Genomic DNA, 14,906 nt, shown 5'->3' with positions numbered 1-14,906 from the left:
ATAGTTTATCGTCCATATCAATCATCATTGGGGGTTGGATTTAGTCTTGCAAACAAACCACAATCTCTCCAATTTGACCTCGCCAGCTGACTGGAATGATAAAAGAACGCCCATTTTTAGGCAAAATAATGCTTTGCGGTGAGCCTTTGAACACCAATGGTACAGAGATATGAAACTCTGCGCCAAACTCGTTGCGGGCATTACCAGATACGGTGTTAGCGACCTCTCCTGCCAAATCGACTAAATTGTCTTCGCTCTTATCGGTTTCACCCATACTGTCTAGGATACTGGCCAATAACGCGCTGGTGGCAGAAAAATAAACCACGCCTTTTTGTACCCCTGAGATACCAATGACACCTGTATAATCATGCACTTTAGGCTGCTGATTTTCTAGTAAATAAGGGGTATCAACAATCAGCTCTTCAGTACCAAACTGATTAAAGTAATTGGTAATGATACTCACAAAAATTTGTAACTTTTGCTCTTTCATAATGTGTGTTCTTTAATAAGATATTTACTTAATTTATTAGGGCGTGTCCTAGCGGCTAGTCTTGGACAAGCTCATACAAAGACTCTACCAGCTCTTCTTCTGAAAAAGGCTTGCATAAGAAACCGCTCGCACCCAATGATAATGCTTCAATGCCAGTCGATTTATCAGACAACGCCGATACCACTAAAATCCGCACTTCAGGGTCAATCGCAATGATTTTTGCAATACATTCAAGTCCATCCATTTGTGGCATGGTTAAGTCCATGGTCACCACGTCAGGACGATGGATATTGAATTTCTCGACGGCTTGGACACCGCTGGTTGCCGTAGCAACCAACATAAACTGACCAGAATCATAAGCACGCTGAATACGGTTTCGAATGATATTTGAATCATCCACAATCATTAATTTGTACATAGTTTCTTTATTGTCCTTAATTACGCAGCAGGCAAGGTAATGACAAAACGGGTCATTTTTCCAAGCTCAGTATTAACGTTAAGCTTACCGTTGTGCTCTTTGACTAACGCCTTGATGACGTCTAAGCCCACACCGCGACCGCCATCTTCATCGGCTTGTTCTTTGGTTGAGAAACCAGAAGCAAACAAGGTTTTGAGCAGATCACCATGAGTCATCTGATTTGCCTCTTCTGCACCAAAGCGACCATCAGCAATCAGCTTATGACGAATACCTTCATAGTCGATACCTTGACCGTCATCTTGCAAGGCGATGATTAAGTTTTGATTATCACGCTGCATCTCTAAGTCAATACTACCGATTGCAGACTTACCTGCTGACTGACGCGCTTCAGGTGATTCGATACCATGTACCACCGCATTACGTAACAACTGAATACTGATCTCTTTGATCGGTTGTTTGAGGCGTTCAGGGATGTTTATATGGGCTAAATTATGGCCGTTTAGCTGTACTTGTTTGCCTTGTCTTACCGCAATATCTTTGGCAAAATCTTGATAATAAGATAAATACTCGTCATCTGACTCATCGCTCAAATCAACTTCATTACCGCCATCGAAATTTATGCTAGTGGTAGCAACATCTGCTACTTGGGCTTGGACAATACTTGGTTGTGGCGCAGTCTTTATTGACGCTACAGGGTTTGCACTACTGGGAGCTTTTGGCGCTGCCTGATTAATGCGTTCACCTAGCGTCTCAATGGTGTTCGAGAGGCTGAGTAAGTCATCCAAATGGACCGCTAGCGGCAAGAAGTTATTGCCCGATAGCTTGCCCTGATTTTGCAATGCATCAAGCTTGTCTTCTGCGTCTGACGCAATTTTAGTGAAGCTATGCAGTTTTAGTGCTGATGCTTCGCCTTTTAAGCTGTGCATTTCGCGATAAATCGCATTGAGCTTACCTTCAAGCTCAAATTGCGAGCTCCCAGGGTTTTTCAAAATATTGTTCATTTTATCGATATGAACTTTGGTGTTATTAATAAACTCATTAATGATTTTTGGATTGACGTTTAAGATGGTGGTCAACATCTCAATTTGCATGTCATTTTGTGAACGCTCTTTTTCTAAGCGCTGCTCTAGATAAACGGCATCTGAGACGTCATTAACGTTGACCAGAATACGAGCAATGTCTTTATCTTCATAAACACGTGAAAACTTAAAATCTAGGAAGCGGCTCGTGGTGCTCTCTTCACCAGATGCATTGTGTAGCATGACTTTATGCAATGGGTTTAAAGAATCAACCAATTTTTCTTTAACGCGTGGGTTATACAATTGCTCAATAAACTGACGCGTGGTTTTCAAATCTTTGTCTGAAATACGACCGCGTAGTACATCGGCAAAGTTCTCTCCTGCCAGTCTTTCTTCACCAATAATGCCATTTAAGGCTCGAGAATGCTGCTGACCGATATTCAAATCTTTATCTAACAAGAATAGACCCGTATTGACGGTTTCCATGATTTCTTGTGTTTCGCGGCGAGCAGCCAATGCTTCAGCATCGGTATCACGCAAACGGCGTACAAAGAAGAATACGAAGATTAGGAAGTAAGCAAAAATAGCCGCAACCCCTAATATCTGAATCAGACGTATGGTGTCTGCTTGGCGTTCTGCGTTGATAAACACTTCGTTGGTAAGCTGGTCTAACGAATCATTAATTAGCAAACTTGAAGTCTTTGCCTGCTCTACTGCTTGAGTCAACTCATCAGATGAATCAACCATGATATTATCAGCGTCTTTTAGATAATTTTGAATCTTAGGCTCTAAAAGTAACCACTGCTCATTCGCCGCAGCAACGTTGGTTTGAGAGTTATTATTAATTTTCGGTAAATTATAGCTTTTGCCATCGACATCGGTAATTTCACCACCCTGTTCAATGGCAGTGATAGAGCTAGTAATAAGCGCTGTATTTTGCTCCAAACGCTCTAATACTCGTTGGATATGCGGCGAGTTGGTGTCTTCACCGTAACTGCTATCTAAGTCAAATAAGTCTTTAATTACCGCTTGCGCGCTATTGGCGACTTGGTTGGTTCGATCAATCAAGACTGTATTGCGCTCTAGTAGACTAGAGGTATAAAACGTAAATGCCAGCAAAGCGCCAATCAGTGATAAAAACAGTGCAATTGAAATAATCAGACTGTGATAGCGTTTATTTTCAGTATTATAGGTGGTTGCCATCTTCAGTATTCCTTAATTCGTTTGCTGATTATTTGAAGTGCTTTTGGTCGCAGGCTCAGTCGCACCTAGCCATTTTTCTTCAATTTCTTTAAATGTACCTTTTGCTTTTAGCTTGGTAATACCTTCGTTTACGCTCTTTATGAGCTTGGTATTTTCTTTTGCCATTAAAACGACCTGCTGTGCTGAGGGAGCATCTGCTGCTTCATAAGGTACAATCTTAACTTTATGTTCTGGATAACCTTTTATAATGTATTGTAAAACTGGCATGTCATATAAGAACACATCAGTATTACCTTGAACTAAGTCCTGATAAGCCAAAAATGCTGTAGATCTTGAAACCAGTTCCACTGAACTGCCCATCTCTTTTAGAGTATCTTCTTCTTTAGAACCTTCTAACGTACCTGTTTTTAGACCTTTAATATCGTTTAAATCTTTGATATCAAACTTTCCTTCCAAGTACATAATAGTAGCTGGATTAAAAAAGTAAGGCGTTGATAGACCATATCTAACTGCACGATCATCTTTATAAGAAATACCAGAAATAGCTAAATCACGTTTTCCCGATTCCACGCTATCAAACATGTCCTGCCACGTTTCTTTATAGAACTCGACTTTAAAGCCTTGCTCTTCCCCAATGGCTCTAATCGAATCAACATCAGTGCCTTGCATGTTGCCATAATCATCTTGAAATGAGAAAGGCGGTAAATCACCAGTCATCGCCACCTTTAATGTTGGTGCTGTATCAGGAAGTTTACTTACAAAATTGTCTTTATGTTCCGTTACTGTTGTACCAGATGCACTAGCATTATCTTGGGTAGAAGAATTTCCACATCCAAATAAGCCGACACTCAATATAACTGGTAACACTCGATATAATAGCTTCATCTCTTATCCTTAAGCCTCGATTTTGTTCTAAAAAAATCAGTTATAAAAACAATTCTGTAAGTTTAAGTAAGGTATTAAAACACTTAATTACAGAAAATTACCTTAGATAATAATTGAGCAAGTCTACTATTGCAATAATTTTGTTTAGCTATAGCGTACATATTTTCATATATAACAATAAGCGTATATAAAAATATTATGAATTATTGAAGTTATTGCTTTAGTGTTTAATAGACATACATCCATTAAAAATGGATATTTTAATACAATAGATAGATAAAAAAGGAAAGATGGCATGAAAAGCAGACATAAAAAAAGTATTCAGGCATTTTCTACGCACTGAATACTTTTTTGTATAAGTTAAAATTAAATGAAATTTATCGGTTAATTATTCTGCATTATCCAAATTCAAATTACGATCTATTTGCCAAATTAAATAAGTACCAAGACTCATCAGCGCAAACATCGCGATACCGATTTTCATTACCGGATTGACGGGGAATAAGTTTAATAATAAACCACCGAAGATACCAACCGAAAACATCAACGAGCCTTGTAGCGCACTTGCCATACCAGCGCGGCGTTTTTGAAAAGCGAGCGCAATCGCCGATGCGTTTGGCTGCGTCAAACCCAAACCGGCAATACAGAAGAAAATACAGGCTAAAACCAGCGGCAACCATGCATCAGTACCAAAAACCAAACCTATCCCAAATAGTGCCCCAGCCGAGATAACTTGCATCATCGCCCCAAAACGCAGAATACTCAAAATGCGGAAACGATTGGTCAGCCATTGATTAAGCTGGGTTAAGCCCACAAACCCTGCCGCATTCATGCCAAACAACCAACCGAAATGCGTCGCTGACATGCCGTAGGTATCCATGATTAATTCAGAAGCAGAGCTAATATAGACAAACATCGCCCCCATCAGTAGTCCGCCACCAATCGCTGGATAATTAAAAGTCGGATCCTTTAATAAATCCCAATATTGGCTCAGCACTTCTTTGGCAGGACGAACATTACGATTTTCTTCGGTGAGCGTCTCAAAAAAGAAAAACTTGGTGAGCAATAAGTTTAGCGTGCCAAAGGCCGCTAAAAACCAAAAGATAGAATGCCAGCTAAAGAACTGTAAAAATATAGCACCCAATGACGGCGCTAATATCGGCGCTAAACCCATCACCAATATCATGATAGAAAAGGCTTTCGCTGTTTGCTTGGCAGTCAGGCGATCACGAATGGCAGCACGGGTAACAACCGCGCCAACACACGCACCAAGCGCTTGCAACGTACGACCAACAAACAATACGTATTCATTATCGGTGGTGGCACAAATAATCGAGGCAATCACATACAAGGTCATGCCGATATATAAAGGTTTGACGCGTCCAACGCGATCACTAAATGGGCCATAAAACAGCTGACCAAATACCAAACCGACAAAATAGGCTGGAACGGAGTTGGCCATAAACGCAGTCGAGACACCAAAATCCTCTGCCATCGATGGTAATGCAGGCAAATACATATCAATCGATAATGGCCCGACTGCAACGATAAGCCCAAGCATCATAATCCATGCAACAGGCAAATCGGCAGAGCGCACTCGGTCAGCAGCATTCGGTTTATTAGGCAGGGAGGATTTTGGAGCAGACATAATTAGACCATATGATAGAGTGATTATTATTTTATTATTGATGCCTGATTTGTTTTGTAATTTTAATAAGCTTTTATTTTAAACCAAGCTTTGTTAAAAATAACTTCTACAAACAATCATGCCTACTGACAGGCAGCAACGCAAGCAGGCTTCAGACAGCGAGACAAGCAGTCTAGAAAAACAGATAATGCTATATTGCACTATCTGCTTGTAATTCAATAGACGCTTGATGTGAATAAAACAAACCTGTGTAACTAAAATAATCTATCAATACATGGCTAAATTTTTCTAACGGAATTGACGTTTGCCAAAAGCGGTACTGGCTTGTTTGGCTTTTCTAAGCGCCAGTTTACGATTGCGACCAAACATCATTTTTAACTGCCAGACTTTTTCTTTATATAACGTGGTGGCTGGCTGCTGGAACATCGCATTGATAACGCGCTTGCTTGCCAGCACCGCATCAGGTGAGCGCTCAGCAAACTCAGCGGCAAGCTTTTGTGCCTGCTCAAGTGGCGTCTCACTACAATGGCTGACCAAACCAAGCGCTTTGCCTTCCTCGGCATTCACGGTACGAGCCGTCATTGCCAGCTCCTTTAAGATATCAGCGCGTACGACACCAAACCCTGATTGTGTCAAGCCCATGTCAGGTACGAGTCCCCACTTGGCTTCCATAATAGACAATTTGCAATCAGGATGGCTAATACGCACATCACAAGCCAGCGCCAGTTGTAAGCCTGCACCAATACAATAGCCTTCTAACACCGCAATCACTGGCACGGGGACATCACGCCAAACCAAGCAGACGCGTTGAAATAGGCTTTGCCAAGGTTTAACAAGCTCCCATAGCGCAAAGGCTTGGTTTTTGGGATGGTTTAAATCGCCTAAATCGATACCGGCACAAAACGTGCCTTCAGCGCCATTAAGAATCACTGCGCGTATGCTTTTATCTTTACTGATACGACCGGCGACCGCTATCAACTCTTCGACCACTTTAAAACTCATGGCGTTCTTTTTTTCCGGTCGATTAATGGTCACCGTTAATATATTGTCATTGGCGCTGACTTGTAATGTCTCATACTGGTAAGTGGCAATAGCGTGCATAATCATCCTTAATAATAAATAAAACAAATATAATGGTTGGTGCTCAGATTAATATTAACAGCCTTGCTTCAACCCTTCCTTATCAATAACTGACTGCTAGGGTATCGTTTATCGTCAAGACCATCCAAGTTCTATCTCAACTCTAGCTCAGTTTTGCCTCAGCCCTATAAAACCAGCTGCCTTAAATCATTTTCCACGTCATATCATTTTCACTTAAGCGGTGATAATTAAGCTGCGGATACGCCGATAAATCCAGTGTTTGTAAGTTATTTAACGCGGTCAATAGCGCTTCATAATAAGGCTCAAGCATCGCAAATTGAGCGGGCGTGGTATGTTGAATATTCAACAAGCATTTATCCTCTAAATCTTGGCTGGCCTGCCGTAACTGCGGCACGCCCGTATAGCGACTGCCGCCTAAGATACGATGGGCAATTTGCGCAAGCGCACTGCGGTTGCGACTTTCCCATGCCTGCATCAACGCTTGCTTTTCATCATTAATGGTATCGAGCATCATAATAATCAGCTTGGCAGCCAAATCGGGTTTATTGGCTGAACGCGTCAACGCATCTTGCCAATTTAAAATCTCCGAAGTATCAAGAGTATTTATCCCCAAGTTCGTATTACTTTGCCCTTGCGTTGTCTCTACAGTTTGCTCATCTTTAGCACTCTCTGTCATTTGATAGGGCGGATAACCCAATGATGCTTGCCCCTGCCCTTGATAGCGCAAATTCTCATAGCGTGGCTTTTCATAGCGTGGCTTCTCGTAACGTGGTTGGGTTTCGCGCGGTGTTTCGCGTCTATAATCTTCACGCGGCTGACTGTCACGCAGATAGTCATCGCGAATTTTTTTGAGCGATAAAGGTCGGGTGATTTTTGCTGGACTCATCGCGTCAGCATCTCTATGAGAATCAGCATCGTGATGACTATCATCCCCTTTAACCATTGGATAAGTCGGCGCTGTCAGACCTGTATACGCCGTTAAAGAGTCTTGCGTTAATGTATTGTTAAAATTAGAACTTGGTAAATCCGAGCTGGGCGAATTTTCAGCGTGTAAATCATCATTAGTAAGGGCGGTTATTGGCGGCACTGAAGTGGTACGGCCAAGCCATTTTTGTAGCACTTGTAATAATTGTGGCTGGCTAATAGGCTTACCAACATAATCATTCATGCCGCTAGCAATCAGCTTCTCGCGCTCATCAGCTAAGCCATGAGCAGTCAAGGCAATAATGGGAATATGATGATCAGGGGTTTCGATATTACGGATTTGGCGCGCCGCTTCATGCCCTGACATACGCGGCATTTGAATGTCCATAAATATCAAATCGATACTGTTTTTGTGCGCCGCACTACCTTTATCATCTGTCGTGGCATCGTCAAGATGTAATGAGTTAACCGCTGATTTACTGACATCGTCGCGGGCTTCGGCTTTAGATATTTGGGTCTTTTTCGACAGACTTTGTTTTTCAGTTTTAGCGGTTTTAATATGTTTGGTTTGCTGTTTACTGATGATTTCTATCGCATCAAAACCACTACTGGCGGTAATCACATGGATACCAAGCTCACTTAATAGCGCATCAAGCACCAGTAAGTTTGGCAAATGGTCATCGACGGCTAAGACGGTAACGCCTTTCCAGCGCGGCTCTTGAACGCCACTCGGAGCGCTGCGCTTTTGCGTATCAAGCATCGCATAGAGCTGCCTTTTATCTAATGGCTCATACAAAATATTGGCATGATAACGATTGAGCAGCGCTTGGTCAGCGGCAACTTGATAGCCAAATACTGCCAGCTTACCCTGATAATGCAGGCGAATTTGTTTGAGTAGCGCCATCATATCGTCTTGGGTATCATCATCCACGATGACCCAATCCCAATAGTTGCCGCGCTCTTTGAGCGACTCAAGTACGCCCGGTAAAGAGTTGGCTTGGGTCAGGGTAATCGGTAAATGTTGCAAACTGGCTTTAAGGACCTGTATCGATGCCGTATGATTGATCCAAACCAGCACATTAAACTCGTCCGTATCGCTGGCAAGTGGCGCGAGCACGGGCAACTCAATCGTTTGCCCAGTCGCCGCTTCCAAGACATCGACATGGGCTGGCATCCGAAACCAAAACGTTGCCCCTTGGTTAGAGATATTTTCTTGCACATTGTCATAAAAACCAATATCACCGCCCATCAGCCGCGTTAATTGCTTGGAGATGACCAGACCCAAGCCGGTACCGCCATATTGACGCGTAATTGATGGATCGCCTTGGCTAAAGCTTTGAAAGAGCATTTTTTGGTCAGATAATGAAATCCCTTTACCGCTATCTTGCACGCTAATCATTAAGTAATTGTCACGATGATCATCCAAGCTGACGCGAACGACCACATCGCCGCTATCGGTGAATTTAATGGCATTACCGACGATATTGGTCAGGACTTGTTTAAGACGCAAGGCATCGCCGTTGATACGCATCGGCACGTCGTTATAAAACAGCACCGCCATGCGCAGCCCTTTTTCTGCAGAAACCGGCGATAGCATATCGACGACATCATAAATGGTGTCATAAAGATCAAACTCATGACGGTCAAGTACCAGTTTACCCGCTTCAATCTTGGAAAAATCCAATACGTCATTCACGAGTGCCAATAAATGCGCCGACGATTTACGGATGGTTTGTACATACAAATCTTGTTCAGGATTGAGCTCGCCGTGCCGCGCCAGCAAATTAATAAAACCATCGATACTGTTTAAGGGCGTACGTAATTCATGACTGATATTGGCCAAAAATGCCGATTTTGCTTGGCTGGTTGAGATTGCCGCATCACGGGCATTACGGATAGAGATGTTTTGCATCTCCATCTCATCAAACGCCAAACGCAAATCATCCTCAGTTTGCTCGGCGTGATCTTTTAAATCTTGGAAGCTGGCGTGTAGACGGCGTAAGGTCTTGACCAAATCTTGCTGTAATAAATTCAGCTCACCATTCGATTCAACCGGAATAGGCTGATAAAGATTGTCTACATGGGTACGTTGTAATTGCAAACGCAGCTCGTAAATCGGCGCAATCCAACGTTTTGAATAGATATTTAAGCTTAACAATAAAATTAAAATGGTAAATAAGCCGGTAATCGCCAGCGCCATGGCGATACGATAACGGGCAATATAAAGCGGCTCGTTATCCATATCGACCATCAGCCACACTTGCTGCCCGTCAAACTCACCCAAAGTACTGCCGTAAGCTGTGCCAATAGGCGTAGGCTTTTGCGATAAAAAGCGCTCTGATGCATCTATCAGTGGCCATGCCTCATCGATACCATAGCCGACACTGGCCAATACTTCATTGTTTTGATTGATAATGGCAATACGTTGGACATGCTGCTCCGACTGCATGCGCCCGAGCCTATCTTGAATACCTTCTAACGTCGCTATCGCTGCTTGTGACTTAGTATCGGTCTTGCTTTTACCGTCGCCTGTTTCTGCTTGCTGCTTTTCTTGCTCTAATAGTTCAGGGACGAGCTCCGCAATCGCCGGCGTATAACGAATCAGCACCGCCTCTGCCAATACTTCTTGTTCAGAATTACTGGCGCGCATGGTTTCATAAAACACCAAAATACCACCTACCGCTGCCAATAAACAAATCGGCAAAAATACCAATATAATCAGCTGACCATAAGCACTACTGGTATCAAAACGTTTTTTGTAAGCCATGCTGGGTTTACTCTCCACTGATATTGGTGACAGATATTATTGATGATAAATATTGTACGATGCGCCTATGTGTTAATAATTGGCTAAGCACTAACGGCAAGCCAGCAATTATAACTTGAGATTATCTTAGCAGGATTCTATCAAAGGCAGTTAGCCATTCATTGACTCATCTTCATTAACCAATGCTTATTAAGCAAGCGTTATTGCTCAACAAGTCGCGCCTAATATTTATGCTTAATAACTTATACATTAATGTAAATACACAAGGTTATAAACAAATAAGCTATCCTCAATAAAAATTTATGCATTAAGCGCAGCTGAAAACAAAATGATATAATGACGCAACTTTTTATTGCGTCACCCTCAATACCTGATAGTCATGAAGTACTGGCCTGTTAATGTCTTAGTACCTATCATTTAAACAGCGCCTATTAAAAACTTAATAATTAATAAGGATACCTTATGTCCGCTACGGCCCAGTCAAACGCCAATTTTATTACGCAAATCACTGACCTTGCCGATTGCGTAGGTCAGACGCCATTGGTTAAATTGCATCGTCTGCCTGAGCAAGAGCAGATTGCCAATGGGGCCGTGGTACTTGCAAAGCTTGAAGGTAATAACCCTGCCGGCTCGGTAAAAGACCGTCCAGCGTTCAATATGATTTATCAGGCTGAGCTACGTGGTGATATTAAACCGGGTGATATGCTGATTGAAGCCACCAGCGGCAATACCGGTATAGCTTTAGCCATGGTTGCGGCGATGCGCGGTTATCCGATGACCTTATTAATGCCAACCAACTCGACCCAAGAGCGTAAGGATGCCATGACCGCTTACGGCGCGACGCTAATCGAAGTCGACGAAGGTATGGAGGCGGCACGCGATATGGCGCTGCAGATGCAAGCGGATGGTAAAGGTATCGTCTTAGACCAATTTAATAATCCTGATAATAAACAAGCACATTATCTCACCACCGGTCCTGAGCTATGGGCGCAAACGGACGGCAAAATCACTCACTTTATCAGCTCTATGGGCACCACTGGCACCATCACTGGGGTGGCGCAATATCTTAAAGAGCAAAACCCTGATGTTAAAATCATCGGTTTGCAGCCTGATGAAGAAGCGTCTATCGCCGGAATTCGCCGCTGGCCTGCTGCTTACATGCCGGGTATTTTTGAAGCCGACTTGATTGATGACATCATGGATGTCGATCAACATATTGCCGAAGTCTATATGCGCAAACTGGCCAAAACCGAAGGTATTTTTGCTGGCGTATCCTCAGGCGCGGCCGCTTGGGCAGCCGTCGAAGTCGCAAAAGCAAATCCAGACGCGGTTATTGCCTTTATCGTTTGTGATCGCGGCGATCGTTATTTATCGACCGGCTTATATAATGTTATCGACAACGATGCTGACGACAGTAACGTGAAAGACAATGCAGATAGTGAAAAATAAAAAGTACGCAGTAGAAAGTTAGAAATAGAATGTACGCACAATGCAGCAGCATAAGCGAATAAACCATAAGCTCAGCAATGATAGTTTTATCAGTCATCAACCAAAGCCAATAGTTAGGTAGGATTATTTATGTCAAACGCCCTTTCGTCCAAACCTATCTTGGTCTTTGATATTGAGACGGTTGCCGATACCGAGGCTGCCCGCCGTATTTACCCGCAATTGGCCGAGCTAAACGATGCCGATGCCTTAAGCGCATTGACGGCACTGCGTATTCAAGAAGCGGGACATGACTTTATGCGTTTGCCCCTGCAGCGTATTGTCTGTATTTCTGCCCTTTATATTAAAGACGGTCAATTTTCTTTATTTTCTTTGACGGCAGATAAGTTTAGCGAAAAAGACATTCTGAGCAAATTTTTCCGTGCATTCAGTGACCTTGAAAAGCTGCCGCAGCTGATTAGCTGGAACGGTTCAGGCTTTGATATTCCGGTGCTTATTTATCGCGCGATGCAGTATGACTTATCAGCGCCGTGGTTATTTGAAGAAGGCGAGCGCATCAAAAACATGCGCTTTGATAACTATGTTAATCGTTTCCATACTCGCCATCTTGATTTGATGGACAGATTTAGCCAATACGGTGCCAGCCGCCGTGAAGCTATGGATGTCGTTGCCAGTCTTTATGGCTTACCCGGTAAAACCGATGTCGATGGCAGTATGGTTGGCGATCTGGTCAGCAATGGCGATTGGCAAACGTTGTCAATATATTGCGAATCCGATGTGATGAATACCTGGCTGATATATTTGCGCTGGTTACGGTTGACCGGTCAGTTATCCTCACCGGATTTTGATGCGTGGCAACAGCAAAGCCGTGATTATTTGGCAAATTATACCCAAGCAGATGGCAGCCCACGTCATCATGAATTTATCGCTGATTGGTCATCTGCGCCTGCACCATAGCAGACATTTTTATATAACGGACGTATTTATAAAAGCTTCTTTATAAAGATGACGTTTTAACAACTAACGTCTCACCCTCATTTATCGTTATTTATCATTTATTACTTACTATTTATTATTTAAGGCAGGTTTATGCAACCCACCCATTCAAAAAACTCTACCATCTTAGTAGATACCAGCCAACAGCCTAACGAGACTCAGACTATTACTATTCCACCAAGTAAGAAAAAATCCAAGCCGTCATCAAAAACGCGGCGCCGTTTAAAAGATGCTGAGCCACTACCTTTTAATATCGATGGCTTGTCACATGATGGTCGCGGCGTTGCGGTATACGGCAATGGCTTTGGTGAAGCTGATGGTCATATCGAAGACAAGCATGGCAAAAAGATTTTTGTCAGCTTTGCGCTACCGGGCGAAAGTGCCTTAGTCAAAATTACCAATAGCCGTACCAGCTTTGAAGAAGGTGATGCTGTGAGCATTACTGCCAATCCAAACCCTGAGCGCGCTGTACCACCCTGCCCGCATTTTGGCGTCTGCGGTGGCTGTAATCTGCAACATTGGCAGCCAGATGGCCAAATCAACTTTAAGCAATCTGTGCTTGCTGAGATGCTTATCCATCAAGCGAATGTTGAACCAGATCATTGGCTCGCGCCTGTGGTCGGTGATCGCTTAGGTTACCGTACCAAAGCACGATTGGGTGTCCGTTATGTGGCCAAGAAAGAAACCGCCTTGGTTGGTTTCCGTGAGCGCTCAAGCAACTTTTTAGCGGAATTAAATGAGTGTCATATCTTAGACCCACGGATTGGTTTTGAGATTGAAAATTTAAAAGCACTTATCAGTACCTTAGAGAGCCGTGACAAAATTGCCCAGCTTGAACTGGCTATGGGTGAAGCGATGCCAGAGCTACCTGATGGCAATCAGCCGGTTGCACTTATCGTGCGTAATTTAGCGCCATTATCAGATGCTGATGTCGAGAAGCTAAAAACGTTTTTTGCAGCGCGCAATTGGCAGTTATATTTACAGTCAAAAGGTACCGATAGCATTCAGCGTATTGCCTTGACGGAGAATGACGATATGAGTGAGCAGTTTGGGCGCTTATATTATCAATTACCAGAGTATGATTTGACGTTTGAGTTTATCCCAACGGACTTTACCCAAGTCAATTTATCGGTAAACCGTCAAATGACCAAGCTTGCTTGTGATTTGTTAGATTTAAAAGCGGGCGAACGCGTGCTAGATTTATTCAGTGGTTTGGGCAACTTTAGCTTACCACTCGCGCGTTTAGTCGGCGAAACAGGCTCGGTCGTTGGCGTTGAAGGCAGTGAAGCCATGACTGCCCGTGCTGCTGACAATGCTCGTCGCAACGGTATTAATAATACTGAGTTTTATAGCCAAGATTTAACCCAAGATTGCACCGATAAGCCTTGGGCCAATCAAGGCTTTGATGCATTACTCATTGACCCGCCGCGTTCGGGCGCTTGGGAAATTATGCAATATCTACCGAAATTTAACGCCGAACGTATTGTCTATGTCTCTTGTAACCCTGCTACCCTCGCCCGCGATACCAAAGCCTTGTTAGAGCAAGGCTATCGTTTGACGCATGCAGGCGTGATGGATATGTTCTGTCATACCGGTCACGTCGAGTCGATCGCGCGCTTTGAAAAATTTTCAGCTTAGCACTTGCTTTAAGCGACTAATCTTTCAAAGCATGGCTCTTTAAGCGTGGTTTTTCGAGCATGGCTTTTTAAGTGTGACATTTTAAGAAACATAACGCTCATTTTTAACCGCATCGCTTTATGCAAAAACGGATTAAGCGATAAGGTTAATAATGCTGTATGTTATCAACACCGACATGATCATTACAGAGCCTTGCTTGATTTGTCATTGCAAAATGAGATAATAATAACCAATATATTGAGGCCTTCTTAATCGAGATATCATGAGTCTTGGTACTCATGGCTCTATATGTTATTTATCTCTATCATTTTATAGCTGCTAGAAAAGGATTTTTAGCGGCTGAATTGATTTATCGCTGTTATTTGCCTATC

10 protein-coding genes are annotated in these 14,906 nt (G+C 43.0%); 3 read left to right on the top strand and 7 right to left on the bottom strand.

Annotated features, from left to right (window positions below; all coding sequences use genetic code 11):
• Positions 1–40: 40 nt before the first annotated feature.
• The 7 genes from ACP7AA_RS12580 to ACP7AA_RS12550 all read right to left on the bottom strand — a co-directional run bounded on the left by ACP7AA_RS12580 (position 41) and on the right by ACP7AA_RS12550 (position 10,455).
• Positions 41–490 carry a chemotaxis protein CheX gene (locus ACP7AA_RS12580; protein WP_201620206.1) on the bottom strand — a complete coding sequence of 150 codons (450 nt, stop codon included), beginning with the start codon at positions 488–490 and terminating at the stop codon, positions 41–43.
• A gap of 55 nt (positions 491–545) precedes the next feature.
• Entirely contained in the window at positions 546–908 is a 363-nt protein-coding gene (locus tag ACP7AA_RS12575) for a response regulator (protein ID WP_183619966.1), read from the bottom strand.
• Between the two features lie 20 nt (positions 909–928).
• The gene (locus tag ACP7AA_RS12570) at positions 929–3,130 is read right to left on the bottom strand and encodes an ATP-binding protein (RefSeq protein ID WP_426223766.1); all 2,202 of its coding nucleotides are present in this window, start codon (positions 3,128–3,130) and stop codon (positions 929–931) included.
• Positions 3,131–3,142: 12 nt separating this feature from the next.
• Entirely contained in the window at positions 3,143–4,015 is an 873-nt protein-coding gene (locus ACP7AA_RS12565; RefSeq protein ID WP_201629637.1) for a transporter substrate-binding domain-containing protein, read from the bottom strand.
• Positions 4,016–4,403: 388 nt separating this feature from the next.
• Positions 4,404–5,663: a multidrug effflux MFS transporter gene (locus ACP7AA_RS12560; protein ID WP_426223765.1), complete on the bottom strand. Its 1,260-nt coding sequence runs from the start codon at positions 5,661–5,663 to the stop codon at positions 4,404–4,406.
• A gap of 288 nt (positions 5,664–5,951) precedes the next feature.
• A complete protein-coding gene (locus tag ACP7AA_RS12555; RefSeq protein WP_372829223.1) occupies positions 5,952–6,764 on the bottom strand; it encodes a crotonase/enoyl-CoA hydratase family protein in 813 nt (270 codons plus the stop codon).
• A gap of 181 nt (positions 6,765–6,945) precedes the next feature.
• Positions 6,946–10,455: an ATP-binding protein gene (locus ACP7AA_RS12550; RefSeq protein ID WP_426223764.1), complete on the bottom strand. Its 3,510-nt coding sequence runs from the start codon at positions 10,453–10,455 to the stop codon at positions 6,946–6,948.
• 462 nt (positions 10,456–10,917) lie between these two features.
• On the opposite strand from ACP7AA_RS12550, the gene cysM reads away from it, so the two are divergent.
• From cysM to rlmD, 3 genes are all read left to right on the top strand, one after another.
• Entirely contained in the window at positions 10,918–11,904 is a 987-nt protein-coding gene (cysM, locus tag ACP7AA_RS12545) for a cysteine synthase CysM (RefSeq protein WP_426223763.1), read from the top strand.
• Positions 11,905–12,033: 129 nt separating this feature from the next.
• Complete coding sequence (locus ACP7AA_RS12540; protein ID WP_426223762.1) at positions 12,034–12,858, top strand: 3'-5' exonuclease; 825 nt, start codon at positions 12,034–12,036, stop codon at positions 12,856–12,858.
• 132 nt (positions 12,859–12,990) lie between these two features.
• Complete coding sequence (gene rlmD, locus ACP7AA_RS12535) at positions 12,991–14,535, top strand: 23S rRNA (uracil(1939)-C(5))-methyltransferase RlmD (RefSeq protein WP_426223761.1); 1,545 nt, start codon at positions 12,991–12,993, stop codon at positions 14,533–14,535.
• Positions 14,536–14,906 lie beyond the last annotated feature (371 nt).

The organism is Psychrobacter sp. DWR1-2-3, from assembly GCF_049896465.1.
GTDB lineage: Bacteria > Pseudomonadota > Gammaproteobacteria > Pseudomonadales > Moraxellaceae > Psychrobacter > Psychrobacter maritimus.
This window is presented reverse-complemented; position numbering and strand designations above follow the sequence as displayed.

Coding starts and splice junctions, on each gene's coding strand:
- ACP7AA_RS12580 (WP_201620206.1), bottom strand. CDS start 490: ATGAAAGAGCAAAAGTTACAAATTTTTGTGAGTATCATTACCAATTAC.
- ACP7AA_RS12575 (WP_183619966.1), bottom strand. CDS start 908: ATGTACAAATTAATGATTGTGGATGATTCAAATATCATTCGAAACCGT.
- ACP7AA_RS12570 (WP_426223766.1), bottom strand. CDS start 3,130: ATGGCAACCACCTATAATACTGAAAATAAACGCTATCACAGTCTGATT.
- ACP7AA_RS12565 (WP_201629637.1), bottom strand. CDS start 4,015: ATGAAGCTATTATATCGAGTGTTACCAGTTATATTGAGTGTCGGCTTA.
- ACP7AA_RS12560 (WP_426223765.1), bottom strand. CDS start 5,663: ATGTCTGCTCCAAAATCCTCCCTGCCTAATAAACCGAATGCTGCTGAC.
- ACP7AA_RS12555 (WP_372829223.1), bottom strand. CDS start 6,764: ATGCACGCTATTGCCACTTACCAGTATGAGACATTACAAGTCAGCGCC.
- ACP7AA_RS12550 (WP_426223764.1), bottom strand. CDS start 10,455: ATGGCTTACAAAAAACGTTTTGATACCAGTAGTGCTTATGGTCAGCTG.
- cysM (WP_426223763.1), top strand. CDS start 10,918: ATGTCCGCTACGGCCCAGTCAAACGCCAATTTTATTACGCAAATCACT.
- ACP7AA_RS12540 (WP_426223762.1), top strand. CDS start 12,034: ATGTCAAACGCCCTTTCGTCCAAACCTATCTTGGTCTTTGATATTGAG.
- rlmD (WP_426223761.1), top strand. CDS start 12,991: ATGCAACCCACCCATTCAAAAAACTCTACCATCTTAGTAGATACCAGC.